The 25,758-nt window shown below is 58.4% G+C and carries 23 protein-coding genes and 1 tRNA gene; 12 read left to right on the top strand and 12 right to left on the bottom strand.

Going from position 1 to position 25,758, the window contains the following annotated elements:
• Nucleotides 1-7: 7 nt before the first annotated feature.
• Together CXY71_RS14395 and CXY71_RS21170 are read right to left on the bottom strand one after the other, a co-directional pair.
• A complete protein-coding gene (locus CXY71_RS14395; RefSeq protein ID WP_104136709.1) occupies nucleotides 8-745 on the bottom strand; it encodes a flavodoxin family protein in 738 nt (245 codons plus the stop codon).
• A gap of 124 nt (nucleotides 746-869) precedes the next feature.
• The gene (locus tag CXY71_RS21170) at nucleotides 870-1,013 is read right to left on the bottom strand and encodes a hypothetical protein (RefSeq protein WP_158253106.1); all 144 of its coding nucleotides are present in this window, start codon (nucleotides 1,011-1,013) and stop codon (nucleotides 870-872) included.
• Between CXY71_RS21170 and CXY71_RS14390 the strand changes: the two genes are divergently transcribed.
• Nucleotides 1,012-1,215 carry a hypothetical protein gene (locus CXY71_RS14390; RefSeq protein WP_104136706.1) on the top strand — a complete coding sequence of 68 codons (204 nt, stop codon included), beginning with the start codon at nucleotides 1,012-1,014 and terminating at the stop codon, nucleotides 1,213-1,215. The two genes, CXY71_RS21170 and CXY71_RS14390, sit on opposite strands and share 2 nt — an antisense overlap.
• 1 nt (nucleotide 1,216) lies before the next feature.
• On the opposite strand, the gene CXY71_RS20735 is transcribed toward CXY71_RS14390, so the two are convergent.
• Nucleotides 1,217-1,465 (bottom strand): hypothetical protein, encoded by a 249-nt coding sequence (locus CXY71_RS20735; protein ID WP_146071628.1) that lies wholly within the window; start codon nucleotides 1,463-1,465, stop codon nucleotides 1,217-1,219.
• 240 nt (nucleotides 1,466-1,705) lie between these two features.
• Here CXY71_RS20735 and CXY71_RS14385 point away from each other — a divergent pair.
• Nucleotides 1,706-1,778: transfer RNA gene (locus CXY71_RS14385), tRNA-Arg, on the top strand.
• Between the two features lie 56 nt (nucleotides 1,779-1,834).
• On the opposite strand, the gene CXY71_RS14380 is transcribed toward CXY71_RS14385, so the two are convergent.
• From CXY71_RS14380 to CXY71_RS14365, 5 genes are all read right to left on the bottom strand, one after another.
• The gene (locus tag CXY71_RS14380; protein ID WP_104136704.1) at nucleotides 1,835-3,112 is read right to left on the bottom strand and encodes a tyrosine-type recombinase/integrase; all 1,278 of its coding nucleotides are present in this window, start codon (nucleotides 3,110-3,112) and stop codon (nucleotides 1,835-1,837) included.
• Nucleotides 3,105-3,362, bottom strand: coding sequence for a helix-turn-helix domain-containing protein (locus tag CXY71_RS14375; RefSeq protein ID WP_104136702.1), 258 nt, complete (start codon nucleotides 3,360-3,362; stop codon nucleotides 3,105-3,107). The genes CXY71_RS14380 and CXY71_RS14375 overlap by 8 nt, the downstream gene beginning before the upstream one ends.
• Before the next feature lie 215 nt (nucleotides 3,363-3,577).
• Nucleotides 3,578-4,072: a hypothetical protein gene (locus tag CXY71_RS14370; protein ID WP_104136699.1), complete on the bottom strand. Its 495-nt coding sequence runs from the start codon at nucleotides 4,070-4,072 to the stop codon at nucleotides 3,578-3,580.
• Nucleotides 4,073-4,229: 157 nt separating this feature from the next.
• Nucleotides 4,230-4,361 carry a hypothetical protein gene (locus tag CXY71_RS22385; RefSeq protein WP_255412641.1) on the bottom strand — a complete coding sequence of 44 codons (132 nt, stop codon included), beginning with the start codon at nucleotides 4,359-4,361 and terminating at the stop codon, nucleotides 4,230-4,232.
• A gap of 15 nt (nucleotides 4,362-4,376) precedes the next feature.
• Nucleotides 4,377-4,658, bottom strand: a complete 282-nt coding sequence (locus tag CXY71_RS14365; protein ID WP_146072840.1) for a hypothetical protein — start codon at nucleotides 4,656-4,658, stop codon at nucleotides 4,377-4,379.
• Between the two features lie 249 nt (nucleotides 4,659-4,907).
• Here CXY71_RS14365 and CXY71_RS14360 point away from each other — a divergent pair, with 249 nt between their 5' ends.
• The 5 genes from CXY71_RS14360 (at nucleotide 4,908) to CXY71_RS14340 (ending at nucleotide 14,269) form a co-directional block, all read left to right on the top strand.
• Nucleotides 4,908-5,111 (top strand): helix-turn-helix domain-containing protein, encoded by a 204-nt coding sequence (locus tag CXY71_RS14360; protein WP_104136694.1) that lies wholly within the window; start codon nucleotides 4,908-4,910, stop codon nucleotides 5,109-5,111.
• Nucleotides 5,112-5,215: 104 nt separating this feature from the next.
• The gene (locus CXY71_RS14355) at nucleotides 5,216-8,479 is read left to right on the top strand and encodes a helicase-related protein (protein WP_104136691.1); all 3,264 of its coding nucleotides are present in this window, start codon (nucleotides 5,216-5,218) and stop codon (nucleotides 8,477-8,479) included.
• On the top strand, nucleotides 8,476-9,183 hold the full coding sequence (locus CXY71_RS14350) for a DUF4391 domain-containing protein (protein ID WP_104136688.1): 708 nt from the start codon (nucleotides 8,476-8,478) through the stop codon (nucleotides 9,181-9,183). Before CXY71_RS14355 ends, CXY71_RS14350 begins: the two co-directional genes overlap by 4 nt.
• Nucleotides 9,171-11,210, top strand: coding sequence for a site-specific DNA-methyltransferase (locus CXY71_RS14345; protein WP_146072839.1), 2,040 nt, complete (start codon nucleotides 9,171-9,173; stop codon nucleotides 11,208-11,210). Before CXY71_RS14350 ends, CXY71_RS14345 begins: the two co-directional genes overlap by 13 nt.
• Nucleotides 11,211-11,218: 8 nt before the next feature.
• Nucleotides 11,219-14,269 (top strand): type III restriction-modification system endonuclease, encoded by a 3,051-nt coding sequence (locus CXY71_RS14340; RefSeq protein ID WP_104136685.1) that lies wholly within the window; start codon nucleotides 11,219-11,221, stop codon nucleotides 14,267-14,269.
• 481 nt (nucleotides 14,270-14,750) lie between these two features.
• Here CXY71_RS14340 and CXY71_RS14330 read toward each other — a convergent pair whose 3' ends face one another.
• On the bottom strand, nucleotides 14,751-15,305 hold the full coding sequence (locus CXY71_RS14330; protein WP_146072838.1) for a hypothetical protein: 555 nt from the start codon (nucleotides 15,303-15,305) through the stop codon (nucleotides 14,751-14,753).
• A gap of 387 nt (nucleotides 15,306-15,692) precedes the next feature.
• Nucleotides 15,693-17,039 (bottom strand): hypothetical protein, encoded by a 1,347-nt coding sequence (locus tag CXY71_RS14325; protein WP_104136674.1) that lies wholly within the window; start codon nucleotides 17,037-17,039, stop codon nucleotides 15,693-15,695.
• 308 nt (nucleotides 17,040-17,347) lie between these two features.
• Between CXY71_RS14325 and CXY71_RS14320 the strand changes: the two genes are divergently transcribed.
• Nucleotides 17,348-17,725: a hypothetical protein gene (locus CXY71_RS14320; protein WP_104136671.1), complete on the top strand. Its 378-nt coding sequence runs from the start codon at nucleotides 17,348-17,350 to the stop codon at nucleotides 17,723-17,725.
• Entirely contained in the window at nucleotides 17,718-18,350 is a 633-nt protein-coding gene (locus CXY71_RS14315; protein WP_146072837.1) for a hypothetical protein, read from the top strand. Before CXY71_RS14320 ends, CXY71_RS14315 begins: the two co-directional genes overlap by 8 nt.
• Before the next feature lie 424 nt (nucleotides 18,351-18,774).
• Here the strand turns inward: CXY71_RS14315 and CXY71_RS14310 are convergent, their stop codons facing one another.
• Both CXY71_RS14310 and CXY71_RS14305 read right to left on the bottom strand, forming a co-directional pair.
• Nucleotides 18,775-19,317 (bottom strand): hypothetical protein, encoded by a 543-nt coding sequence (locus tag CXY71_RS14310; protein ID WP_146072836.1) that lies wholly within the window; start codon nucleotides 19,315-19,317, stop codon nucleotides 18,775-18,777.
• Between the two features lie 24 nt (nucleotides 19,318-19,341).
• Complete coding sequence (locus tag CXY71_RS14305; protein ID WP_104136662.1) at nucleotides 19,342-19,836, bottom strand: hypothetical protein; 495 nt, start codon at nucleotides 19,834-19,836, stop codon at nucleotides 19,342-19,344.
• Nucleotides 19,837-20,204: 368 nt separating this feature from the next.
• On the opposite strand from CXY71_RS14305, the gene CXY71_RS14300 reads away from it, so the two are divergent.
• From CXY71_RS14300 to CXY71_RS14290, 3 genes are all read left to right on the top strand, one after another.
• Complete coding sequence (locus tag CXY71_RS14300; protein ID WP_104136659.1) at nucleotides 20,205-20,447, top strand: hypothetical protein; 243 nt, start codon at nucleotides 20,205-20,207, stop codon at nucleotides 20,445-20,447.
• An 809-nt stretch (nucleotides 20,448-21,256) separates the two neighbouring features.
• Nucleotides 21,257-24,370 (top strand): hypothetical protein, encoded by a 3,114-nt coding sequence (locus CXY71_RS14295; RefSeq protein WP_146072835.1) that lies wholly within the window; start codon nucleotides 21,257-21,259, stop codon nucleotides 24,368-24,370.
• A 513-nt stretch (nucleotides 24,371-24,883) separates the two neighbouring features.
• A complete protein-coding gene (locus tag CXY71_RS14290) occupies nucleotides 24,884-25,690 on the top strand; it encodes a hypothetical protein (protein ID WP_146072834.1) in 807 nt (268 codons plus the stop codon).
• Nucleotides 25,691-25,758 lie beyond the last annotated feature (68 nt).

The following is a 25,758-nucleotide window of genomic DNA, read 5'->3' as shown; positions in this document are numbered from 1 at the left end:
CTGGCTGCTACCGATATTCCGGGTTCGGCTCAAACCCGAAGCGTTCGCCGCGGTCCCAGTCCTGGCGCAGGTTGCCGTAGGCCGGGATGCCGCCGTTCTGCTTCAGGATCGAGGCGAGGTGCATGAGGTTCCAGCTCATGAACGTTGTGTTGCGGTTGGTGAAGTCGTTCCGCGGACCGCCAGACCCCTCGTCAAGGTAGCTCGGGCCCGGACCGATTTCGCCGATCCAGCCGGAATCGGCGGCGGGCGGAATCGAGTAGCCAATGTGCTGCAGGCTGTAAAGCAGGTTCGACGTGCAGTGTTTCACACCGTCTTCGTTGCCGGTGATGATGGCGCCGCCGACCTTGCCATAGAAAACGTACTGGCCCTTATCGTTGAATTCGCCCGAGTGAGCGTAGAGCCGCTCCACGATGCGTTTGGTCACCGAGCCGTTGTCACCGAGCCAGATCGGCCCGGCCAACACGAGAATGTCGGCGGCCTGCACCTTCGGGAACAGCGACGGCCAGGCATCCGTTTGCCAGCCGTGTTCGGTCATATCCGGGTAGACGCCGGTGGCGATGCCATGGTCGATGGCGCGAACAAGGTCGACCTGCACGCCCTGCTCCCGCATGATTCGAGCGCTGAGGTCAACGATGCCCTGGGTGTTGCTCACCTCGGGGCTGCGTTTCAGGGTGCAGTTGATGAAGACGGCGCGCAGGCCGGAGTAGTCAAAGGCTGCCGTGTCGGCGCGGCTGGTTTCATTCACCCACCTAGTAAATCACCCGGCCGAGGCCGATAACAGGGGTTGATTTTACCGTCGATGGCGCGCAACAGCCGGCGCTGCGACCTGAAAGCCGAAGCGCCCGGCTGATATCAGCGGATGCTGCCCGCTACTGGGTCAGTAGCCCGCGTCGTCCCGCCGCGCGTCGCAGGACCAGGCCGAGACCGGCCAGGTCGTGCAGCAGGCTCAGGACCAAGAGCGGCAACGCGTTGGCCCTAGCACTGGCCAGAGTCGAGCCGAAGAGCGGTGTCATGTTCAACGCCGCGGGTGAGGAGTTGCCGGTGCTCACCGAGGCTGCATCGGTGCCGCGAAACAAGACCAATGTCGAGGCAGCCGGCATTGTGCTGGTTGTTGAGAACGGTTTGCTGGCTGAGGAATCACCGAATATTCTCCCGACACTGTCGCTGAGTGTGATCGTTGCGGACACGTCGCTGATGATCTGGCTGCCTAGATGATTCAGTCGGCTCCGGGTATGCCGTGTGCCTCGGCGACGTTGGCCGCGCAGATGCTGATGAGCGAGAGGCTCCCTACGGAAGATCGGATGCCGCGCCGGGCGTGTTGCCACCGCCGGAGTTGAGGCGGGTCGGTGCAACCACCGCAGAGTGCCGAGCAGCAGGGTAAAGCGGTGCACAGCACGGCGACGCCGGTGCGAAGCAGGGCCAGTCGCAGGATGTGCCCACGCAGTACCGAAATTATTTCGTTCATGAGACACACCCACCCTTATGGGAGATAGAGACTTCGGTAATTACTTTCTCATTTGAGAAGTGCCAACGAGTCGGTGTCATTCCCAGAAATCTCAAAACGCGATGAACGCATAAAAGGTGGTAGAAACTCTAAAAGGGTGTCTCGTGCGTGGCCGGGCACGCCCTCGCGGCACGGGGAGGTCTCGATAACTGGTATAGTTTTCAAGTTGTCTCCGAGTGTGAAAGTTCGCGGGATCGACATGCGCTCGTAGCTCAACGGATAGAGCATCTGACTACGGATCAGAAGGTTGGGGGTTCGAATCCCTTCGGGCGCACAGATAAACCCCCGCAATCATTGGGATTGCGGGGGTTTTGTGTTTCTCTCGAAAATTCAGTCACCACTTTCATTCGCCACATTGGGCCCGACGAGTTCGCCAAGTATCCCTGAGTTGTCGACGATTTTGCGGCCCTTCTTTCCGATGTAATACTTCGCGGTGACCTTCGAGCCTTCAGGTGCAGCAACCACATGCCCGAGCTGCGCTGATGCGGCAGCAAGGCCCGCTTCGTCCTCAATCCAGGTCGCGACGGAAGCGCGGAGCGTCTTCATCTCGACCCAGACGAGAGTGGAATCGGCGCGAGCGGCGCGCCATGACCGGGCGATATTGTGTGAGTTCACGAAGTTTTCGGTACCGGTAGAAAAGATGTACTCGGGGTGACCGTTGAGATTCGCCTGTCGGTGGAGTGCGTCCAGGGCGAAACGCGGCAAGGTGATCGTGCGCATACCCGCGGGGGTCTTCGTCTTAGGCTGGAATTTGAGGCCGAGTCCTTCCAATTCGACGAGAGTCCCGCACACAGCGACCGTTCCCTGCTCGTAATCGACGTCGAAGTGCCGAAGCCCCAGGAGCTCGTTGATTCGGAGCGCAGTCCCGCCCAGAATTTCAACGACGTCCGTGAGTACAAAGGAACGGTCCCGTTGTGCGCCACCGAGGCCGGCGCGGGCCGTGCGCCAGTCAACTATCAACTGCCTCATCTGCTGAAAGTCCTCAATGCTGAGAACTTCAGGTTGTTCGTGCTCGGGACGCTTCACTTTGGGCGTATCCATCACCAAGTTGTGTGGAAGCGCCTTGTCCAGCACAGCGTCCGCGAGCACTTGCTGAAGCATCCATCTTGCTCGGCGAGCCAAGGACGGCTGGTTTTGAGCGAGCGTCGTGAAGTAGCGCTTGAGTCGGCCCGCATCGAGGTTACCGACCTCGGTGTTGCCATACTTAAGTAGGAGTGACTGCCTCGCAGTTTGACGATATGCATCCCGAGTCTGTGCCCGACGTAGTGGGTCTCCATCGATTGACCGCAGCCACAGCGCGATGGCATCCCTAACCAGCGTTTCAGGCTCAATCTTCTCGATGGCCGTGGTGAACTCCTGTCGAATTGTCACACCGTCGACATCCTTGATGGGTCTGCGTTTGCGCACCGGCTCTGTCGCGGTGAGCAATTTGGCTTTCAGGGCAGCCTCCGCGAAGCCGTTATCAGCTCCTTGAGCTGTGAACGGATACAGTTTTCCGCCAATCTCGAAACGTATACGAGCCTTCGCTTGAACATTTCCGTTCGGGAGCGGTCGAAAAGATATTTTTCCAAAGGGCGTGCCGCCGACGCCAAGCGTGCGGTTAGCCACGAGCGGCGGCCTTTGCCGAGGTCTTGGCAGCGATTTTGGCAACGATATTGGCCGCCTTGTTTCCGCCGCCGGTGAACCAAGAATCGACGGCTTGCTCTGTGAATCTAAGGTGGCGCCCGACGAAATATCCCTCGGGACCTCCGCCGACGGAACGCCACTTGTACAGAGTCGCGAGAGGGACGCGGAGCCGATTGGCGACCTCATCGGCGGTGAGGAGGGTCGCCCTAGGGTGGGTAATCAAAATGGTCATGGTTCAGTGCTTCCGGTTCGACGTGTGGATCGAGGTGTTCCGCGGTCCACTCATGTCATGCGCGGCAGCTTTCAGGTTTTTGCGAGAATGGGACGAAAGTAATAGAAACTCGAACGAATAATCTTGGCAACGCTGGTCCTGCAATGTCCTGCGCCCGCGTGGAGGTCCGTCACAAGAGTCATGCGTAGACAGAGGCCGAGATTTCGAAAACAATCTCACAGGTAGGGTTCGTGTACCTTGCTCTTGCCGTTGACGTGGCCCGCATCTACCATCCCCAGCTTCTTTAGGCTGATCAGAAAATGCGCCGGCGTACGCGCCTCGAGAATCAAAACATTGCCTTTTACGGCGGTCCGTTTTGCTCGTGCCCGCGCGTGCGAGGACTGCACGAGCACGAGCGGCACCGCGCAGCTCCACACACCAGCGCTTGGGGCTTGTCCGGATTTGTTTGCGCGTAACCGATCTCGCTCCCATGTCGGTGCCGTAGCTTCATTCCACTTGCCCTCTTCTATGGCCTGCTCGATCAGTCCCTCCTGACATGCGGTGGCGGCCGCGAGGAGAAAATTGTGTCGGAGCTTCGCGCGCGCCGCATGATCAACTCCCTCGGAGTAGCCCAGTACGAGGCCCTGGATGAGCGTTTCGGTGGAGGTGGAGACCCACAACTGTCCGTCGGTGAGCAGGCCGGTCACGAAATAGAGGTATGCGTCTTTCATATGGAGGTCATGCGCGGCAATAACTCCACCCTTGTTGCTCCCATCGCGAGTACACCGCCGAGAAAGCGATCGTCGGCGTGGCGGTGGCCGCGGCAAAATCTGCGACCACCCGTGAGCGGAGGTCAATCCAGGTGTCGGCACCCCACAGCGTCAGAGGCTATTCGATTGGGAATCCAAGTTCCTTGAGGGTAAGGGTGGGGGTGCTCTGCCGGCGTTCCTCGTGCACGGCGAGCAGAATGCGAATTGCCCAATCTTGCGTCACCGTGAGTGCGCGAAGTTTTGCGAGCATTTCTGCCGTGGGTTCCTAGGTCTCAGGGTCATCCTGCATATCCTGGGCCAGGAAGGTCCCCACGTCCAAGGGCGCAGAAATGCACCCCTGATGCAAAGCGAGCCTTCCGAAGGCTTCGTCCTCGCTGAATTGTGGCCCAGCGGACAGTCCCGCGGTAACAATATTGTCGAAGGCGCCCAGCAATGATGTCGTCGGGTCAGAACCGAACTGCTTCATGTCCCGGGAGAACCAGCGTTCGAGGCTCCTCCTGCGACCTTCAGCGAATGGTGAATTCTGGCTTAAGGGAATCGTGGTCATGGTGAGCCTTTCGGTTCGGAACTGTGCCCGTATGTCTGTGTAGCGAATAACATCAACAGGTTGGTGACGTTGATTACTTCATGCGCGGCACATTCTTCCTTTCTGCGAAAGTCGATTGGAATCGGTATAAATGGTGGTCGAATGCCACCATCGCCTCGCACGTCCGGACTGCGCCGGCTTTGTGCAGTGAAGTGCGGTAACCCGATACGATCGGTTTAGATCCGGTGAAACCGGCAACGAGGGGGAGCAATGTCGGAACGATGGCTCTCGGTTGAAGACATTGCGGAACACCTCGGTGTGAGCAGAGACACTGTCTATGCCTGGATCGCCGCGAAGGACATGCCAGCTCATCGCGTCGGCCGTCTATGGAAGTTTCAATGCAGCGAAGTCGATGGCTGGGTGCGTTCCGGTGGGGCAACGGATGGCGCTGCGCCAATTGGTGGGATCAAGTGACGAAGTACAGACTCTGTTTCACTATCAGTGGGCTCTTCGTCAGGGAATCGGCGAGTGGCGCGGAACAACGCCACGGTCCGCAAATGCAGTGGGGGTGAGATCGCGTGCGCATCATCGACAACGTAAATGAGCTGCTTGGTGACGACCTAAAGTCTGAGATTCTACCCGGCTCGAAGGTTCGCATTGCTGCGTCGACCTTTTCAATCTTCGCCTTCGAGGCTTTGAAGAAAGAATTGAATGGGATCGAAGAACTTCAGTTCATTTTCACGTCCCCTTCGTTTGTCACGGCGAAGGCGACGGATCGGGTGTCCAAGGAGCGGCGCGAGTTTTTCATCCCTCACGCCCGCAATGGTGAGTCGACTCTGTACGGGTCGGAATTTGAGATTCGCCTGCGCAACAAGATGACCCAGCGGGCGATCGCGAGGGAGTGCGCAGAGTGGGTGCGTCGCAAAGTGCGTTTTAAGTCGAATACGACTGGTGCCCCGATGCAACAGTTCGCAACCGTTGACGACAAGGCGACGTACCAGCCGATCCAGGGGTTCACTGCAGCTGATCTGGGCTATGAACGCGGTAATTCGGTCTCAAACTTCGTGACCAAGATCGATGAAGCCCCGATGACATCGCAATACGTGCAGCTTTTCGATCAGCTATGGCACGACTCTGATCAACTCGACGACGTGACCGAGGCGGTCCATGACCACATCGCGTCGGTGTATGCAGAGAATTCCCCTTCGCGGATCTACTTCCTCATTCTGTACAACCTGTTCGCCGAGTTCCTCGACGACATCAGCGAGGATGTACTCCCCAACGATTTGACCGGCTACCAGGACAGCGCGATCTGGAAGAGCCTCTACAACTTCCAACGCGACGCCGCAACGGGAATCATCAACAAACTTGAAACCTACAACGGATGCATCCTCGCCGACAGCGTCGGACTCGGGAAGACTTTCACTGCGCTTGCGGTCATTAAGTACTACGAACTGCGCAACAAATCGGTCCTCGTCCTTGCCCCCAAGAAGCTCGCCGAGAACTGGACCAACTACAACGCCAACCTGACGACGAACATCTTCGCGTCCGACCGCCTCAACTACGACGTTCTTGCGCACACTGACCTGTCTCGGACAAGGGGAGAATCGTTAGGTATCCCGCTCGACCGGGTGAATTGGGGCAATTACGACCTTGTCGTGATCGACGAAAGTCACAACTTCCGGAACGCCGACTTCACGACTGAGAAGGAGACCCGCTACCAAAAGTTGATGCGGCAGGTCATTCAGCAGGGTGTGAAGACCAAGGTGCTCATGCTTTCGGCCACCCCGGTCAACAACCAGTTCACTGACCTGCGCAATCAGCTGGCGCTGGCCTACGAGGGCGACTCTCAGCAGCTCTCGGCCAAGCTCGACATTTCCACAAGCATCGAAGAGGTCTTCCGTCAGGCGCAACGGGTGTTTAACGAGTGGGCCAAACTGCCCGTCGAAGACCGCACCGCTGACCTTATTTTGGCACGGTTAGATTTCGACTTCTTTGAACTGCTTGACGCAGTCACGATCGCCCGCTCCCGCAAGCACATCCAAGCGTTTTACGATACGACTGAGATCGGTGCGTTTCCCCACCGGCTGCCGCCGGAGTCAGTGCGTGCGCCGCTGACTGACCTACCGGACGTGCCGACGTTTAATGAGATCTTCGAGCAGCTCTCGTCGCTCACATTAGCGATCTACGCCCCACTGAGCTACGTGTTCCCGAGCCGGCGCGAGAAGTACGAGCGCTTATACGACCCGCAGGGCAATAGCGCCGTGGCCAACCTGGGGCACATCAATCGAGAACGCGGCCTCCAGCGTCTGATGACTACAAACCTACTCAAGCGCCTCGAAAGCTCGGTCGAAGCCTTTCGGCTCACCCTCGGTAGGTTGGCAACGGCGCATGACGGAACTCTCGACACACTGGAGGGGCATGCGGCTTCGGTCGCGAACCTATCCGACGAGTTTGGCGATATTGAGGCCGACGACGATGACTTCGAAGTTCCAACAGGTGCGGTGGTGGGATCGAAGGTGCGCATCGAGCTGGCCGACATGGATGTGGAGTCATGGCAACGCGACCTGAATCATGACCAGGCAATTATCGCGGACCTGCTGGGCGAGATGAACGTGATCACACCCGAACACGACCTGAAACTTCTTGAACTCAAGCGACGCATCGTAGCCAAGGTGAGCTCTCCGATTAACTCAGGCAACCAAAAGGTTTTGGTGTTCTCCGCGTTCGCCGACACCGCCGACTACCTGTACCGCGAGATCGCTCCATTTCTCGCCAGCAGTGGCCTTGAAACAGGCATCGTCACCGGCAAGAACACCCCCCGCACGACCCTTGGCAAGGGCTTCAGCTTCCAGCAATTGCTGACGCTGTTTTCCCCGCGATCGAAGTCTCGTGACATCCTCATGCCCAAAGAGTCCCGAGACATCGACGTGCTCATCGGTACGGACTGCATTAGTGAGGGCCAGAACCTCCAGGACTGCGATTACCTGGTCAACTACGACATCCACTGGAACCCCGTGCGCATCATCCAGCGGTTCGGGCGTATCGACCGCATCGGCTCCACGAACGCCCAGATCCAGCTCGTGAATTTCTGGCCGGACATCTCGCTCGACGAGTACATCAACCTCAAGGAACGCGTTGAAAGCCGCATGGTGATCGCCGACCTCGCAGCAACCGCGGACGACAACATACTTACGCAGCAGTCCAGCGACACTGCCTTCCGGAGGGAGCAACTCCGCAAACTTCAGGACGAAGTCATCGAGCTAGAGGATGTGCGCACGGGAGTATCCATCACGGACCTGGGCCTCAACGATTTCCGCATGGATCTCCTCGGCTACGTCAAGGAATACGGTGACCTCGCGGCGACGCCCAAGGGGCTGCATGCTGTCGTGCCCGCTCGGCCCGAGATGGGGCTGCACCCCGGAGCGATCTTCGCGCTGCGCAACGTCAACGCCGACGAAACCATTAACCGTGGCAATCGCCTGCACCCTCACTACCTCATCTATCTCGACAATGACGGCAATGTCATCGCTGACCACACACGGGTCAAGCATTTGCTCGACCTGATCCGTATCGGATGCCGTGTGTACGACGAGCCCATCGCCAGTGTCTGTCGCATCTTTAACACCGCGACTCGTGAGGGCGCGGAGATGAGCCACTATTCCGATCTGCTCACCTCAGCAATCCGATCGATGATCGACGTGACTGAGGAACACGACCTCGACAGCCTATTCACGCCAGGTCGAACCACCGCGCTGACGCAGGCCATCAGCGGACTCGACGACTTTGAATTGGTCGCATTCCTTGCCATCGTGGACCCGGCCAGCGGAGTTGCTGAATGAGCGCCCCCCTTTATCTCTGGCCAGCGGCGGCAAGATTTGGCCGTCCCGTCCCGAAGACCAAATTCTACGAAAAGGCAACGATCTCGCCTGCCGTGCGCGGCAAATTCGTTTCCGAAATTCAGCGCATCACCTGGGCCTACAAACTCTCCGACGAAACGATCCATCTCCGCAGCAATACAGCAGTCCCGGAGATCCAGATTTTTGCAATCGATGCAAAGGATGACGATGTCACTGACGGCGTGCTCGCGGCCATCGACAAGGCAATCCCGACGCCGATCATCTTCGAGATAAACCGTGGTCTAGGCGATCACGGCACAACGCGAATGACCGCCGCCTACAAGCAGATCGGTGCGGGGATTCCGAGACTCAGCTCCTACTTCACGACGGACTGGCATAGAGCGAATGCCACTCGAGCGCTGCTGCCCCCCGCCCTCGACCTGTCCGGCCTTTACACCAGCCTGCTGGCGCCCATTCTGCCTATTGCTCTGCGCCCCGGAGAGGCTTCGTCGGACGCCTCTGGGAGGATGGAATTAGGGCGCAAGCTCGAACGCGAGATAGCAGCCATGGACAAGAAGCTCCGAACCGAGCCCCAATTCAATCGCAAGGTAGAACTGCGACGGCAGCTTCGTGACCGAACTGCCGCGCTCAATGCACTGACCGAACCTATAACGCCAAAGACCGAGGAATCCCTGTGGAGAAGTTGAAAATGCACTCGCCCGACCTGACCGCGTGGAACATCAAGAAGTTCGCCGAACTCTTCCCCACAGTTGTTACCGAGACGCTTGACGAACATGGCAACCCGATGCGCGCCATCGATTTCGATCTTCTGCGCCAGGAGTTGGCGGATCACGTCATCGAGGGACCGCAGGAGCGCTACCAACTCGACTGGCCAGGAAAGCGGGAGGCGCTGTTCGCTGCGAACGCCCCGATTGCGAAGACTCTTCGCCCCGTACGTGAGGAAAGCGTTCATTTCGACAGCACTCAGAACTTGTTCATTGAAGGGGACAACCTCGATGCTCTGAAGCTCCTGCAGGAGACCTACCTCAACAAGGTCAAGATGATTTACATCGATCCGCCATACAACACGGGCAATGACTTCATTTATGAAGACGATTTCGCGGAGACCACACAAGACTTCCTTATGCGCTCTAATCAACTGGACGAGCAGGGAAATCGTCTTGTCGCGAACACTGACTCCAACGGGCGCTTCCACTCAGACTGGCTGAGCATGATGTTCTCTCGCCTTCGTCTAGCTAGGAGTCTCCTTCGAAGTGATGGCGTCATCTTCATTCAAATTGACGAGACCGAGATTGGCAACCTGCGAAAGGTCTGCGACGAAGTATTCGGTGGGAACAACTTCCTGAATCTAATTACGGTAAAGACGAAGGTTGCGGGTGTCAGCGGAAGTCATCAAGGGGGGAGCCTTCAGAACAATACAGAATACATCGTTGCTTACGCGCGTTCAAGAGATGAATTCTCTATTGTCACGGTTCCGACCAAGAAGCAGAATCTTATGGATTACATCAACATAATGAAGATCAGCGGAAAAAGCTGGAAGTACACAAACGTACTCGTATCACCAGGCGAGGCTAAGAAAGTAGGCGATTTCCTCGACGGCGCTGGCCAATCGATTCAGGTGTATGAGCACTCGAGTCCGGTCGTCAAATCAATTCGCGCAATCGCAGACGAGGAGTTCGAAGGCGATCTTGAGCGCGCGTACTTAGCCTACTTTCATAAAATATTCAGAACGACGAATGCGCAGACGTCAATCCGCCAACGAGTTCTGTCTCTCGGGGACGTAAGCAGCAAGGACCTGCTGAGCATTGAGTACGTTCCCGGCAAGGGACGCCACTCCGGGGAACTTGTCAAAATGTACTATCGCGGGCCCAGCCGGGAACTGTTTGCCTGGCTGAAGGACGTGGTAGACCTCGAAGATGAAAAGTTGGTCAAGAAGGAATTCCGAGGCACACTCTGGGACGATATCGATTACAACAATTTGACCAAAGAAGGGGACATTGCATTTCCGAACGGGAAGAAACCCATTCGGATAATGATGGATCTCCAGGCCATGAGTTGTGGGCCCGATGATATCGTGATGGACTTCTTCGCTGGATCTTCATCGACCGCGCATGCTGTCATGCAATTGAACGCAGACGATGGCGGCAACCGCAAGTTCATCATGGTCCAAATGCCTGAAAAGTGCGCAGAGAGCTCCGATGCGTTTAAGGCTGGATATGCGACGATCGCTGAATTGAGCAAGGAGCGCATTCGCCGAGCAGGAACCAAGATTCTTGCTGGAATTACACGCGAGAGATGGAATCAAGACATTGGCTTCCGCGTCTTGAAGGTCGACTCGTCAAACCTTTCCGATGCGTACTACACGCCCGACGCCATCCAACAGGACGAGTTAAGTCTCTACGTTGACGTGGTCAAGCCTGACCGCCGCGATGAAGACCTGCTGTTTCAGATCCTCATCGACTGGGGGATCGAGTTGTCTCTCCCGTTCCGCCAGGAGGAAGTGCTCGACAGCACGGTCTATTTCGTTGACGAGGATGCCGTTGTGGCATGCTTCGCAGCACACATAACCGAAGACCTCGTCGTCGATCTGGCGGCGCGGAGGCCGCTGCGTGCCGTGTTCCGCGACTCTGGTTTCGCTTCCGATTCAGTTCGGATAAATGTTGAACAAATCTTCAAAGAAATGTCTCCCGACACTGAAGTCAAGACGGTTTAGGTCGCAAGATGAAACTCAAGTTCAAGATCCAGCAATTCCAGACCGAAGCGGTGGAGGCCGTCGTTGACTGCTTCGTGGGACAGCCATTTGTCGACGGTATCAAATACCGTGTTGATCCCGGTAAGCGTGGTGCACCGACTCTCATCGAGGACGCTGGCCTTCGTAACGCCGACATCGTGCTGAACCAATCCGAGCTCTTGGAAAACATCCACTCACGGCAGAAAGAGCGCGGACTCCAATTATCGAAGGCAATTGTGCCAAGTCCAGCGGCGCCCGTGAATCTCGATGTGGAGATGGAGACTGGTACGGGCAAGACATACGTCTACATCAAGTCGATTATGGAGTTGCACAAGCGCTATGGCTGGTCGAAGTTCATCGTCGTAGTGCCGAGCGTGGCCATCCGTGAAGGTGTTAAGAAAACGTTCGAGATCACCGCCGATCACTTTCAGAAGAGCTACGGCACCAAGCCGCGGTCGTTCGTCTACAACTCGAGTCAATTGCACGAACTCGAAAGGTTCAGTTCCGATTCTGGGGTTCAGGTGATGATCATCAACATCCAGGCGTTCAACGCCACAGGCAAGGACAACCGACGTATTTACGACGTGCTGGATGATTTTCAGTCCCGTCGCCCAATCGACGTGATCAGCGCAAACCGGCCGATCGTCATCATCGACGAGCCGCAGAAGATCGGTGCACCCAAGTCTTTGCAGGCGCTGAGTCGTTTTAACGCGCTCATGGTGCTGCGCTACTCAGCGACTCACAAGGTTGAGTACAACAAGGTCCACCGCCTCGACGCGCTAGAGGCCTATAACAAAAAGCTAGTGAAGAAGATCTCAGTGCGTGGCATCACCGTCAAAGGTCTGGCGGGCAGCACAGCGTACCTTTACCTTGAGGCAATCGAGATCGCCAAGGGTGTGAAACCGCGTGCCCGGGTCGAGCTGGAAGTGCAGACCAAGAACGGCATCAAGCGGCAGGTGAAACGATTAGACGTGGGTGCGAACCTCTACGACATCTCCGGTGGTCTCGAGGCATACAAGGGCCTGTTCATCATCGACATCGACGCCAACCTCGACGTGATCGACCTGAGCAACGGCGACGTCGTGAGCGCGGGGCAAGTTACCGAGGATGTCACCGACGAGGCCAAACGTCGCCTGCAGATTCGCGAGGTGATCCGAGCCCACCTCGACAAGGAGCGTGAGCTGTTTGCCCAAGGCATTAAAGTGCTTTCTTTGTTTTTCATCGACGAGGTAGCCAAGTACCGCGACTACGAGCGCGAGGACTCGCTCGGTGACTACGCCCGCACCTTCGTCGAGGAGTACCAGGAGCTGGTCGCGGACGAGCTGAGCCAGTTGACGCTGGACGAGCACTCCGCCGCTTTCCGCCGCCACCTTGAAGCAATTGCAGTCGAGACGACGCACCAGGGATACTTCTCGATCGACAAAAAGTCGAAGAAGCTGGTCAATGGAGAGGTGAAGAAGGCCGGCGACGAGAAAGGGCAATCGGTCGACACGGACGCCTATGACTTGATTCTGCGAGACAAGGAACGACTGCTGTCCTTCGCCGAGCCAGTGCGGTTTATCTTCTCGCACTCCGCCCTACGCGAGGGGTGGGATAACCCAAATGTTTTTGTTATGGGCATGCTCAAGAGGAGTGAGAATACCGTGTCGCGCCGTCAAGAAATTGGTCGCGGGCTGCGGCTCGCGGTCGACCAGGACGGGGAGCGCATGGACAACGCCGTTACAGTGCACGACATCAACGAACTGACCGTGGTTACTGACGAGTCTTACACCGACTTTGTGATGGGCTTGCAGAAGGAGATTAGTGAATCGCTCGCCTCCCGTCCCCGCAAGGCGAGCGTCGAGTACTTCGTCGGCAAGGCGTTCGCTACAGAGGACGGTGAGAGCGTCGTTGAGGAAGTGCTGGCAAACGCCCTGTACCACTACCTCGTGAAGAACGACTACATCAATGAGGACAACACCATTTCAGACGTTTACACCACAGCGCGCGAAGAGGGTTCCCTTGCAGAGTCGACCTCGGATGTCCTCAGGCCAGTGATTGATTTTATGTGGCCACTCGTCGATGCGCTTCAGCTAAACATCGACTTCATTAACGATGGTCGCAAGCCTAAGAAGATTCCGCTGAATAAGGAGAATTTTGCGAAGAAAGAGTTCAAAGAACTCTGGAGTCGCATCAATCACAAAGCGATTTACCAAGTCGCGTTTGACTCCGAGGAGTTGATCGGTAAATGCGTAAGTGCGTTGGATGCCCACCTCAATGTCGCGGCGATGCAGTACGTCGTGCAGACAGGCGAGCAACGCACCACAATCGATGCTGATGACCTCGCCAACGGGACTGGATTCACCGTCAAGTCGACGAGCACTCATACTGAAACAGTCTCGTCGTCGTCTCGGGTCAGATACGACCTGCTCGGCGAGATCACGGAGACTACGCAGCTCACCCGTCGCACGGCCGGAGCGATCCTGAGCAAGATTAAGCCGACGACATTCGCGAAGTATCGACAGAACCCAGAGCAGTTCATCACGGAGGCCGTGCGTCTCATGAATGAGCAGAAGGCTACCGTCATCGTCGAGCATCTGACGTACGACACCCTCGCGGAGCGCCACGACACGGCGATCTTCACACAGAACCAGACGAAGCAGGACTTCGCGAAGGCCGGGGAGAAGCTCAATAAGCACATCTACGACTACGTGATCACCGACTCCAAGATCGAGCGCGACTTTGTGACTCAGTTGGATACCAGCACGGAGGTTGTCGTTTATGCGAAGCTACCGCGCGGGTTCTTCATCCCCACTCCGGTTGGCGACTACAACCCAGATTGGGCGATTGCGTTCCAGGAAGGCCAGGTCAAGCACGTGTACTTCATCGCCGAGACCAAGGGCTCCTTGTCGTCGATGCAACTCAAGGGCGTCGAAGAAGCAAAGATCGAATGCGCCCGCAAGTTCTTCGCTGCGATCAACCGTAAGCACGACGACGCCGTGACTTACGACGTGGTCACCGACTACAGCGAGCTCATGCAACTCGTAGGACCGGGAGAATGATCGGTGCACATGCGGGCGCTCGATCAGGCCCAATAAATTCTTGGAGCAGACCAAGGTATGAGCTGTTGTCCGACCTCGGTGAAAGTGGCCAAGATGCGGTGATCGTGCAGCGTTGTTAACCTGAGGATCAGCTCTCCGGGGGGCCGGTGTTATTGATCTTCGGAACCATTGGTCGGCGGTGCAAGAGGCTTCTTGTGGCGCCACCGAAAATTTCCGTGGGGGCCATCCTCGATTCCGTGTTCACGTCGTCGTCATCGTGGACCGCATCGCGCGCAACGCTCTCCGGGTCGAGACCGGTGACCAAAATGTGAACGAACTCACCGCCGGCCAAGACGAGGTCCGGGCCCGCCGCGCGTTCGGACATTCCTGGCCCTCAACCGCGCGACGGCCTGGCACCGCAAGACAATGTCAGTGGCACCCAGAGACAATATTGAGCGGCCCCGACACCCGCAAGTACTCAGTCTTCGTCGTTGACCCGTGCTCAGGCATCGTCAAGCTCCCAGAACATCCCGGTAGAGTCCCGGCCGTTCTCGTCGCGCCCAGTGAAATCGAACCCCTCAGGCGAGTATGCGTTTCTGGTGTCTTTGTGCCAGCCTAATTTGTAAACAGAGATTGGATCCGGAGCGAGATAGAAGCTCAAGTGGATCAAGTGGGTCAAGTAGTAGCCGCCCTCGTTGAAGCCGTCCGCGTCGAACCCCTCCTTGTCGAGCCCGTCCGAGTCATAACGGGTACCCGTGGACTCGTGCAAACCGTTTCGGCCGAAACCACGGGCATTAGTCCCCTCGACATCGAGACCGTCGTGTCCGAAGCCATTGGCGTTGCCGTTAGGGAGGAAAGCGATGAACCTCTTCCTGCCGCTGGGGGCGAATTTAGTGCCAGTTTCTTGGTGGACGCCGTTCCCATCAAATCCGTTTGGGTCGAACAGGCGGCCGTCGAGATGAGTGCCGTCGATGTTCCACCCGTCGCGGAAGAAGCCGGCGCGGTCGTACCCGTAGCTCGAACGACCGGCCTTGTTGTACCCCTCAATGTCGTACATTGAGGAAAAGCTCGGGACGTCAGTCGTTTTGGGCTGGGAAAGCAGGGGCGTGAGCTGGGGAGGGAACGAATTCAATATTTTTCCTTAGTCTTGTTCTTTTCGTGAAGACTTCCAACGGAATGTAGAAGTCATTTGCGTCATGCGCGGCAGTCTGTAGCCAATTCGATGGTGGCCGTCTTGCATTCATCGTGCTGCCACATTCGCTCTTATGGCCGAGCAGTTCTCGTCCGAGGGAGTCATGCGCGGCAAGTCTTGTGCCTTTGAGAAACATCACTGTGGGTATGCGGGGGCGGGATGTCGGCTGCCCCGAACGCCGCTTGTCGGAAGACCTGCGGAGAACTGATGTGCGCCCGGCAGACAGGGGCGTGGTTATTTCCCTGTGCTCGTCTAGACGAAATTGCGTAGACGAAGGGGAGGCTTTGCCGGCCCGACACCTGGAAATCCAGGAGCGTGGGGCCGCCCCAAACTGTTTTCTGAGCCAGTTTTTGTGGGCGCACCGCCGTTCCCGAGGTGTCCGAGCGCAGCCTCCCAGAGGGGTACGGGCTCATGACCCCGACGCAGCCAGTAGGGCACCGATCCGAGCAGCGATGCGTTCTCGGCGAGAGCCAATGGCTGGAAACTGCCCCGAGGGTTGAACGGGACGTCGAAAATGTCGAGTAGCGAAGCCGGTTCCCACAGGTCTGTGGCTGGACCAGTAGGCCGTTCGCAATCCAACGTCTGGAATCCTGGCGCCGCCGCGCCGCGTACCGGAAACCAATCTTGCCAATCGGCAAGGAACATCCGTTCGGCCACCCGATTTGCACTGGTACCGGGGGAAGATCTGACCGCTGCAGTTATGGCCTTACGCACGGTGGCGAGGATGGAATTAGTCCCGTCTCGGTCTTGGACGTCTTGACGGTTGACGCACAGAAACAGCACTGTCAGGCCACTGTCGCTCATTGGCCGGTCAGCGAGGAGCCGCGCCCACCGCGCCACTTTCGCATCGAACGCGGTCCCGGACGCTGATGCTGTCAGCTCGACCGCGATCCTCGCACCGTCAGTTCTGACCAGTGTCAGGTCGGCGGTCATCTGAGAGGACGTCCGGGGCAGCCCGAGGCCGGAGTGGGCGAGAAGGTCCACCGTGGAGATCTTTTCCCCGAGCACGCTCGCTATCTCGCCGTACTCGGCTACTCGTAATCCGAACTCAGCCGCGAGTACGTTATGGCGTTCGTACTGACGGCCGGATCCCCAGGGCAGGCCGCCCGTGACGGAAAGCCATTCCGGTCGGGTCAGCAGTGGCTGTACCGAATTTTCGAAGACGCGGTTGCGCGCTGGCCGGTACAAGGCTCCCCGCAATTCTCCGAAACTGGACCGGGTTCCGTGCGCAAATCCACCGACGTCGATCAGACCATTTTGGAAGAGACCGGTCAAAGCGTTGTCTCGGCCGCTGGCGAATCGGTGGATACCGGTGAAGGCCGCGAGCTGCTCCGATGTAGCGTTTCTCCAGGAATCGACGACGCTGAGCGCGGCCAACTTCATTGGCCGGAAGGTGTCTGATTGCACCCACGAGAAGTCGTGAGGGCGAGCATTCGTGCGGAGGTAATGCTGAAGTTTTGGCCGTCCAGCCTCTTCCTGCAGGCGCGAAACGGATGCTTCCGCCCACGCCGCATTGCTGCCGGCCGACCACAAGCCGTCCCAGTACGGGTCGTGCCGTTTCGCCGCGACGAGGTCCGGGTCGGGGCATGCCGACTGCATGCTGCTAAAGGGAATTGGATCTTCACTAATGGGAGGCTTCGTTCTCGTCGCGACATGACTTTCATGTCGAAGTAGTACGTGTGCGGCGCCATTTTTTACGTGCTCAAATTCTTGCGCGAGAGCGAAATTCCGGCAGTGTATTTCCCCGGACAAATCGCCGGATGACGCGATCGCCTTCTTTGCCTTATGTGCCGCAATCGATCAAGAGCGACGCGACGCAGGATCCGGGATTCGCGCGGGGCTCCTGTTGCCGGTTGAATAGGGCTCGAGCCAGTTTGAACAAAAGCGGGCTGCATCGTCGGGGGACAATGATGACTACTAGCAAAGCAACGCAGCAGATCCCGGTTAGGGGCACGAACCCAGAGCCGGATGGCGGCTGGACCTGGGCGCTAACCGAGCATGAGATCGCGTACGTGCAGGAGTTCAACTCCCGCCCTCCGCGCCAAGACAACTGGGCCGGGTCCGAGCGCGATGAGATGCGGCTCGATGACGAAGCTGATGGCATTCGTCGGTTGCGGAAGACGAATCGGAGCCCGCGCGGAGTGAACGGCCTAGCCGCTGGCCTGACCTTGATAGTGATCGTGCTCGCCACAGCCGGCATCACCTTCGTCGCCGTCATGAATACCGTGAACGCCGAGAAGATTCGGGTCGCCACGATCTCGCTTGAGGAGCAAATCCATGGATGAGTCCCCGGCAGGTCCTGTCGAGCCAGCTCGTGAAAACAGTGAAGTGAACGCAGCGGTACCCATCAAAACGAAGAGACAACGCCGGAGGATGCCGGGCAAGGCGTTCGGATTCACTCTCGCGGCTGCGCTGATTCTCCTCTTGGGGAGCGGTGGGTATCTCGCCTGGAGTTATCAGAACCATGCCGAAATCGTCGACCATGCAACTGTCGTCAAGGCGGTGTTCGACGCGGAGGTAGAGGCGGACGCAGTTATCGCGGCGCAGGCAAAGGCGGTGGCAGCCGCGGCAGCCGCTGCTGCGAGGGTTGCGAAGGCCGCAGCTGATGAAGCCGCCACCATGGCATTAGCTGGGTACAGCCCGGCCGGAGATGGTATGTATTACCGTTTCGCCGAAGACAGTGAGTTCACCTGCGGCTATTACGACTGCAACGTTGTCGTCGTCTCGACGGCCTCCACGACGTGCACCGGCGTATATCTGGAAGCTAACCTCATCCGAAACGATGTCGTGGTTGGATTCGTGAACGACACGGCCGGCTCCCTCGGAAAATACTCGGTTGCAGTAATGACCCTCGAGGATTACCAAGACACCGGTGGTGCTTTTCGGATCACGAAGGTGAATTGTTACTGAGCTGGGATGGTCGCGGTCTGAGTCAGTGTGGCCCGCGGGGAGTACGCAGAAATTGCAATGCTCAAAGCTCGGGGTGGGACTATTCGCGCTGAGGCGCCTCGGTGCACCGCGGCCCGACATTCCGTACGACGAGAATGGATGGCGACGGGATCTCTGCTTGGACGGTGACGCCAGTCGAGGTGGACCCCAACATGATTGGTTAAGTCCTCCGGCGTCCTTTTCTACAGGGCGTCCATTTCAAAGCACATCCGTCACATCTCGTCTGTCAGACATCCACGGCGATCGCCGGCGGTCGCTCTCGCTCCCGAGGTATCCGCATGATGTTTGGGACTATTGCCGTGCGGGGGACGTCGTCGCACATTGGCAATGCGGACGGTGACCGCGTTGTCTTGCCTCCGGTGGTGGTGACCGTCACGTCTCCGGATCAGCCTTCGTCGTTTCGTCGACGTGCGTCGTTGAACGCCGACACAAACTCAGCACGCTTGTTCCCCAGCGGGAACGGGATGCCCGCCTCCTGCCGAACCGACAGCTCGGCGGCGCGGAGTGGACCGGCGAGCATGGGGTACAGGTTAGATTTCACCACGACGACCTCATCCGGGTTGAGGGCTTGTGCTCGTTTGACACAGCCGGCGACGCTCTCTCGCAGGACACGAGTTCGTGCGGCCTGTGATCCCGCGTTGACGGGGTAGGGGGCTAGGTCAATGAGGTAGAAGCCGTCGGACCGAAGGCGCTCCAGCCAGGGCCGCTTACCGCTCTGCTTGAGGTCAACCTTCGTCGTCCCGTACATCGCTTGGACGACGCTGCGGAAGAGGTTGTCGGCGCCACCAAGGTGATCGGCGTAGAAGAAATAACGTTGCGTTGGGTCGCCGCGGTCATCGGGGGCGGACTCCGCGATCAATAAAAGATGAACGCTGTCCGGCTTCCATTGCTCCCGCAACAGCGAGTACCACGGTTCCTCATCGACCATGATTCCCACCGTGTCGGTTCGAAGTCACCTGCCCAGCGTCTCTGGCTTTCCGACGGTGGTGGTTGAGCTTGGTGTGGCGGGCCATCCGGACCACGGTCGTTCGCGCGGCGCTATGGCATCCATCCAAGCCATGAACCGTCGACAACCAGTCCGGTCGTCAAGGAGCCATTGGACGGTGCGTTGATTTCGACGATCGTCGTCGCGCAATCTAAGCACGTCGGAGACATGTTTGAGGATGCGGTCGGCTTCCTTGATAGTGAAATCTGGGCTGGCCAGTAGGAGGCGCCGAAGGGGAAGGCGCATAAGTGGTCTGCCTTCTGGCGCAGCGGCGTGCTCGACGAGATCATGAATGGTGAGGACGCCGATGGTCACGGCCGTCAACCATTCGGATCTGATCTCCTGCGCGGCTGCTCGGGCTGCATTCAACTCAACGATGGCGTTTGCGGGTCGCGAAGGAGCATCCCCCGATGTCTGAGCGGCTGTGGTCGGTTCTTGGTCCTGGGCGATCTGTGAGGTCATTGTCGGATCCTTCTGGTTGGGGAAGGGCGGCGCCGCTGTGCCGCCCGTGAATCGTCCGAGGCTCCTGCAGCGGACGCTTGTTGGTGCAGAGCAGACACCAGCAACCATCGGCGCCGTCGTGCGCACGAACGCGAGGACTACGTGTGCGGCTCGCTGGTGGCGAGGGGAGTGTCGGCGTGTCTGGAAGGCGACGATTTCCATAGCCGCACACGTACGAGTCAAATGCGAACTTCACCAGGGGGTCAAGGATGAACCGGCGAAACCGACCGTGGCGTCTGCCGCACGGCAGGAGAGCAATCGAACTCGCACGGGCACACGGTCTCATTCGCCGGGCACGTACGCTGGTTTTCACATCAAGGAGCACCGGGATGGCGACAAAGGACGACCGGCGCACGGCGGATGAGCAGCAGCGTCTCCTCAACGCGGCGTTCGCCATCAGGGAGGGGCTTGACGACATCGGTGACGATGCTCGCTCAACCGACTGGCAAGTCCGTTTCGTCGTTGCCTATGTTCGATGGTCGACCACTGCCGAATTGGAGCTGCTTGCCGACGACAAAGTCGACAGAATTTCTTCAGGAGCGCGTCGGACTCTCAGGAGGCGCCGAAATTGAGTGACGTTCGTCCAACGACCCCAAGATCAGAGCGATAATCGCATTCGTTGTCGCGCCACAGCGCGCATCCGGTTCGTTGCGGCTCTAGACGCCCGGCTGACGCGTTATGAACGGACGCACGAAGCTGCGGCCGTCTTGCATTGCTGAGCGCTCTGACGGGCAACAGTGGCGTCGGATTGGGTTGCAGGCCGCGGCGGATCCGGGCCAGCAGCTGGCATCGTATGCCGCGTTGGCACGATCCAACCCCAGGTTACCGGATTACCCAGCGATTACCCGCACTGGGTAATTTGTAAATACCTGATCAAACGGCATATCGAGCGACTTTATGAGCGCATTACCGAGGTTACCAAACTATAGCGCCAATAGAGTAGTAGAAGCAGGAGGGACACCATAGGCAGAAGAGATGTCCCATCTCTCCTCTTCTATCTATCTATACCTCTTAAATATTGGTAATTTGGTAATTAAGGAAGAATTAGGCCTTGGATTCCAGTGATTCAGCGGAATTTGAAGTAACCGAGCTCCGGTTACCTCGGGTAATCCGGGTAATCGACGCCGAGGACTAATCGGCGACGTAAGGGAACCGTGTGCACCATAACGGCGACCGCCGCTCCTTGCGAGTCGGTCGCTCCGAGTTGCGATCCTGAGGTTGCGGGGTTGGCCACCCGGTTGGTTGTCGATCGGCGATACGGTGAATGATCCTGGCGTGGTGTGCCCGGATTGCAATGCATCTCCGCGGGCAAATGGATTGCCCGTTCGGATGGTGTTTCGCCGCTTTCCAGCCGATTTTAGTGTTTGCGCATAGAGACCTTATGAACACTCAAACACGGCCCACAGTTTCCCGCTCGGCTTGGGCAGCCGATTCCTATCTACCCAACGTGCGGGAATCCGGCGCGCAAGTACTCGCGACTTCCGGAATCGCACCCCTGGTAGCCGCAGCGCGCGGTTACGTGACCCTCGAAGCTCCCGACGTTCCCGAGTTCGCCAAGCAAAACAGCATCGGAGTGTCGATATCCCGGCCATACCGCCAACTCAACGGTGCTGCTGTACGCGGCGACACGACGGTCATTCCCTGGTATTCAGCTGACCTGGTGGGCGTCGCTCACGGTGAAGGACGCACGCCGTATTACTCGTCGATTCAAATTCGCCCAAGTGCCCCCGTCACTACTTCGGCCGGAAAACTTCTGTCCTTCGAGTTCGTGCAGGGCAATGAATCAGTCCTAGATGCCAATCCCGGCACCCCCAAGGAATGGCTTTTGCGTTCTCCTCGCATCCTGGTCACCGAGGGCATCCTGAACGGCGATGCAGCCCTCACGGCGTTGCTACGCGCCAACGGCATCGATGACGTCGCCCTAGAAGTGCCGGAAGAGACTACCCGCGCGGATGCGATTCGGTCGCTCCACTCGTTGATGATGCAGATTCCAGCATCAGAACGAGTGACAATCCTGTCGCTCGACCACGTGCGCCATGGGAAGGGCAGTCACGCCTGGGAGGCGTGGAGCTTGGCCGGCCGCGAAGTTCTCCTTGCGGTTGAAGGCGACGTCGACAACGGGCGCAGCGTTTGGAAATATACGAATGGCCTCTGGACTTTCGCTGAAGGTGCCGGTGCGACCGTGAAGCTCGTCAGTTTCCAGCCCGACTTGGACCACGAACTCGACGCTCTCCTGTCGGTGCCGATGCCCGGTGCGAATCAAGGCCCGATGGTGAAATATGGTTTGGCTGACTACTTGGCGAGTGGTGAAACGTGGCACAACCTGCTCGACCGCGGTCGAGATGAGATGCCCGTCCCGCCGCTGCGGAACCGCAGCGAAGTCAAAGTCGGGACCTGGCGGGTCACGGATGATGGCAACGCAGTCGAGGTGCTCGCGTCAGTACTCTACGCGGACGCTTCTAGAGCCAACGAGTGGCAGACAGCTTTTAATATCGGCGGCCGAATTATCGCGGTTGAAACTCACCGGGGGCCCACACTGCAGGAGGTGCGGACCGCTCATTTCGGGGCCGGCATGGACGAGACCGATGAGGGGGCCCGGTCAACCTGCCGCATCGAGCTCCAATGGCTGAATCAGGACGGGGAAACTGAGCGTGCAGTCGTGACGGGCCCCGCCGCCCTGCTGATGTATCCGCCCCAGGAATGGGACAAACGAAATGCCAGCATTCCCAATGCCGTACTGATGCACCCGGAGTGGCCGCCGGCCGGAAAATGGCTTTCGGCCATCAAGGACAACACCGATGTGCCCGTCCAGCACGTCGTGTCGTGGGCCACTATGGGATATGTTCCCGCTGAGAACTCAAACATCTGTAGTTTCATTTCCGGAAGAACCGTGCTGGCGTTCAATGACGCGGACCGCGGGAAAACGATAGCCGGGGTCACTGAGAATGTGCTTCCTGGAGCATCGAGTTTCAGCCTTCCACCCACGCACGGAGTCGTTGACTCGGATGAGTGGCGGGACCAGGTCAGAAACGACCTTCGGTCACTGCGGGAACACTACGTCGACCTTGCGCCGTGGACGGACGTGAATGTCGCGGCTGTGGTGATGGCCGCGGGGTTGCGCCCGGCAGTGCCTATCGACTGCACCACGGTCATCTACTTTCAAGGACCCCCAGGAAATGGGAAGAGCTGGACCGTTTCTCAAATCCTCTCATTCCACCAGAAAATAGGGACTTGGACCGCGAAGAAACTTCCGGGCTCCATGAAAGATACCGCCACGGGGGTTGAGCAGGCGATTGCACAATCGAACGTCTGGGTGATGGACGACTTGGCGCCTTCACCCGACAAACGCCTATACGCCCTCGAACTGGCGAAGATTGGCGACATCATTCGGGCGGTCTTCAACAAGTCGTCCAAGCGGCGCTCGGGGGTGGACTTGAAGGCCCGCGAGGTCTTCGTACCGCACGCGCTGCTCCTCGTGACCGCCGAAAACCCGCACACGATTAATTCTGTGCGCGACCGGACCGTTATCGTCAACCTGGGCCAAAGCTCGCTGCGAAGCGACGACGCCCGGCAACGAATGGACCGATTCCGAGATGACAACCGCGCCCCGGGTCGGTTGATGGCAGCAGGAGTGCAGGCCTTCCAGCATCTGGCATCGGTATCGACCTGGACGGAAATGATTGACTCCATCGACCGCAGTCCCAGTGCCGGACTGGACGACAACCGTGCTGGGGACGAGGTCACGCAGTCCTATCGCGCCTCCTACTTCAGACTCGCCACCACGATTATGGCCACGGTGAAAATCGAGGGAAAGTCTGACGCCCGGCACGTCGAGATGGCCGTAGACCTGATGCTCGGATTCGTGCCGCTGACAATCCTGGCCGGGCTGGTCGGTGATGCAGGCATGCTGCGCCTGCTGGACCCCGAGAATCTCGATTCCCTACCGGCTCGCGTTGCGCGCATGGTGTCGACCTCGTTCCAGAGCCAGAGTGAACAGAGTCCTGGGCTGGCCGTGCTCGAGGCATTGAAAGATACGCTGGCCGGTGGCTACGCGCACATCGAGAACTTCACTGACGCATCGAAGCCTCCTTTCCCCATAGGGAACACCATTGAAAATCGAGCACTTGGTTGGCGCACTGACGGCGACGGGAAGGCACATCCCCTGGGCTCAGCCATCGGTTTTCTACATCACCCACGAGGCGGCGACCTGAATGCAGTACTTCTCAATGCGAGGAATTCGTTTGATGTAGCCCAGAAGTACCACCCCACGGTTATCCCGGCTGGTTCCTCGGCAGTGACGACGTTCAAAAGTTTGTGGAATGAGAAATTGATTCACCCTCGGTACCTTGAAGCCGGACAAAAGGAGGGGCGCCACGACGTCCTCATCAAGCGGAACGGACGCAACATTCGCAAGGTCCCAGTCCACCTCGACCAGCTCCTTGGGACTCTGGTCGCCGACGAAGCGTGGGACCACGACGGGAGTGCTCCCGCCTAGGGTCAGGACGCATAAGGCGAGCGCAGCGGTGCGTGGGTTCGTGTTCGCCACTTGATACTGACGAACGAGGGCCCACGTCTGCAACGCAGCGCGCCCAACTTCGACTGCGGAACGCATCTATTCGCCAGCAGGCGACACGAGTCATCGCACGAGCCGGGCAAGCAGAAGTCCTCGCCACGGACTTGCATCGGGCCGTCATCTGCTCCGGAGAATCTGCCCGGCTCCCTTGTCGACGGGTGAGGCCGAGTCGGCGTTGCGCGCGAAGCCGCTCGTCTGCGCCGGCGGGGATGCGCCGGCACTGGTATCGGGTGCCGTCCCAGCCTGACTTCGCGTTGACAGTAGGGACAGGACTGCCCGAAATCTCGGGGCGATTCACCTCGCAAGCTGGTGCCGCGTCTGTTGCCTCATCCTTGCGAAGGCCAGAGCGCTTGCCTGCCGCGCATGACATCACCAAGCACCACTGGAGCCACCACCGGGTGGCCTCACCACACGAACCCACAAGGAAAACCACACATGTCTGCAATAAGAATGGCCGCTAATCTCGTCTCTGTCATGGCTGAGGTCATCTTGATCGAGCCCTTCGGGCGAGTCGGCCTCGACCCTCAGGCGCGGGTTGCGCCGACCAAGAATTTGACCATGTCAGAACCCGATTGCACGAGCGACGGTCCAACGGCACCGAGTCTTCCCGTCGAGGTCAGGAGGCAACCAGATTTCAGGTCCTCCGTCACGAACAATTTCCATGCGTACGACGCCGACCTCGAGCGGGATGGCTTCGGCACCGTTTACAAGGACGGATTTGAAGTTGATTGGCGCACGGGCGAGGTCACGAGCTGGAGAAACCACCGTGACAACATGAACACCTGGACTTTCGATGAGCGAGATGGGTGCACGAGCAGGTTCGAATTCCCGGCCCCTCTCTCCGGAGAGGCAAAGAACGGTGTCGTTGCAGACTGCTTGGATAGCATTGGATTCCTCGTTTTCGCTTACCGCCGAGACGAGCGTGAAGGTACGGCGGAAGCGCTCGATCGCATCGAGCAGATTCTCGAATGCAGCGCCGATTTCAGCGCGGATTGGCAGCATGAAGTTGCCGTGGCCTTCTCGGAGCAGATCGATGAGGCGGAGGATGAGCTGATTTTTGAAGGCGTAACCGTGCACACCGATGAGTTATATGAGTACCGGTCGCTGACGGATGACCGAACGGGAGTATCGCTGGGCGTTGACTTCACGTTCGCGTCAACGGCGTCCATTCGTAGCCAATGGAAGGTGGCCCTCGGAGTGCTCAGGGAGCTTGTGGCGGAGCACGACGACAACGAGGGGTAGCCCAATGGCACCCAGAGGGTGACCTGCGGAGTGGCCCGGTGCCCACACCGGCATCGGGCCGCTCCGCA

It is taken from the genome of Cryobacterium sp. Y62, from assembly GCF_002929785.1.
In the GTDB taxonomy this organism is placed as follows: Bacteria; Actinomycetota; Actinomycetes; order Actinomycetales; family Microbacteriaceae; genus Cryobacterium.
The sequence above is the reverse complement of the archived record's forward strand: the minus strand, read 5'-3'. Positions and strand labels throughout refer to the sequence as shown.

What these genes read in the sequence shown, in the direction of transcription:
- CXY71_RS14390 (WP_104136706.1), top strand. Translation starts at nt 1,012, where the DNA reads ATGTTCAACGCCGCGGGTGAGGAGTTGCCGGTGCTCACCGAGGCTGCA.
- CXY71_RS21170 (WP_158253106.1), bottom strand. Translation starts at nt 1,013, where the DNA reads ATGACACCGCTCTTCGGCTCGACTCTGGCCAGTGCTAGGGCCAACGCG.
- CXY71_RS20735 (WP_146071628.1), bottom strand. Translation starts at nt 1,465, where the DNA reads ATGAACGAAATAATTTCGGTACTGCGTGGGCACATCCTGCGACTGGCC.
- CXY71_RS14375 (WP_104136702.1), bottom strand. Translation starts at nt 3,362, where the DNA reads ATGACCATTTTGATTACCCACCCTAGGGCGACCCTCCTCACCGCCGAT.
- CXY71_RS14370 (WP_104136699.1), bottom strand. Translation starts at nt 4,072, where the DNA reads ATGAAAGACGCATACCTCTATTTCGTGACCGGCCTGCTCACCGACGGA.
- CXY71_RS22385 (WP_255412641.1), bottom strand. Translation starts at nt 4,361, where the DNA reads ATGCTCGCAAAACTTCGCGCACTCACGGTGACGCAAGATTGGGCAATT.
- CXY71_RS14365 (WP_146072840.1), bottom strand. Translation starts at nt 4,658, where the DNA reads ATGACCACGATTCCCTTAAGCCAGAATTCACCATTCGCTGAAGGTCGC.
- CXY71_RS14360 (WP_104136694.1), top strand. Translation starts at nt 4,908, where the DNA reads ATGTCGGAACGATGGCTCTCGGTTGAAGACATTGCGGAACACCTCGGT.
- CXY71_RS14350 (WP_104136688.1), top strand. Translation starts at nt 8,476, where the DNA reads ATGAGCGCCCCCCTTTATCTCTGGCCAGCGGCGGCAAGATTTGGCCGT.
- CXY71_RS14340 (WP_104136685.1), top strand. Translation starts at nt 11,219, where the DNA reads ATGAAACTCAAGTTCAAGATCCAGCAATTCCAGACCGAAGCGGTGGAG.
- CXY71_RS14330 (WP_146072838.1), bottom strand. Translation starts at nt 15,305, where the DNA reads ATGTACGACATTGAGGGGTACAACAAGGCCGGTCGTTCGAGCTACGGG.
- CXY71_RS14325 (WP_104136674.1), bottom strand. Translation starts at nt 17,039, where the DNA reads ATGCAGTCGGCATGCCCCGACCCGGACCTCGTCGCGGCGAAACGGCAC.
- CXY71_RS14320 (WP_104136671.1), top strand. Translation starts at nt 17,348, where the DNA reads ATGATGACTACTAGCAAAGCAACGCAGCAGATCCCGGTTAGGGGCACG.
- CXY71_RS14315 (WP_146072837.1), top strand. Translation starts at nt 17,718, where the DNA reads ATGGATGAGTCCCCGGCAGGTCCTGTCGAGCCAGCTCGTGAAAACAGT.
- CXY71_RS14310 (WP_146072836.1), bottom strand. Translation starts at nt 19,317, where the DNA reads ATGGTCGATGAGGAACCGTGGTACTCGCTGTTGCGGGAGCAATGGAAG.
- CXY71_RS14305 (WP_104136662.1), bottom strand. Translation starts at nt 19,836, where the DNA reads ATGACCTCACAGATCGCCCAGGACCAAGAACCGACCACAGCCGCTCAG.
- CXY71_RS14300 (WP_104136659.1), top strand. Translation starts at nt 20,205, where the DNA reads ATGGCGACAAAGGACGACCGGCGCACGGCGGATGAGCAGCAGCGTCTC.
- CXY71_RS14295 (WP_146072835.1), top strand. Translation starts at nt 21,257, where the DNA reads ATGAACACTCAAACACGGCCCACAGTTTCCCGCTCGGCTTGGGCAGCC.
- CXY71_RS14290 (WP_146072834.1), top strand. Translation starts at nt 24,884, where the DNA reads ATGTCTGCAATAAGAATGGCCGCTAATCTCGTCTCTGTCATGGCTGAG.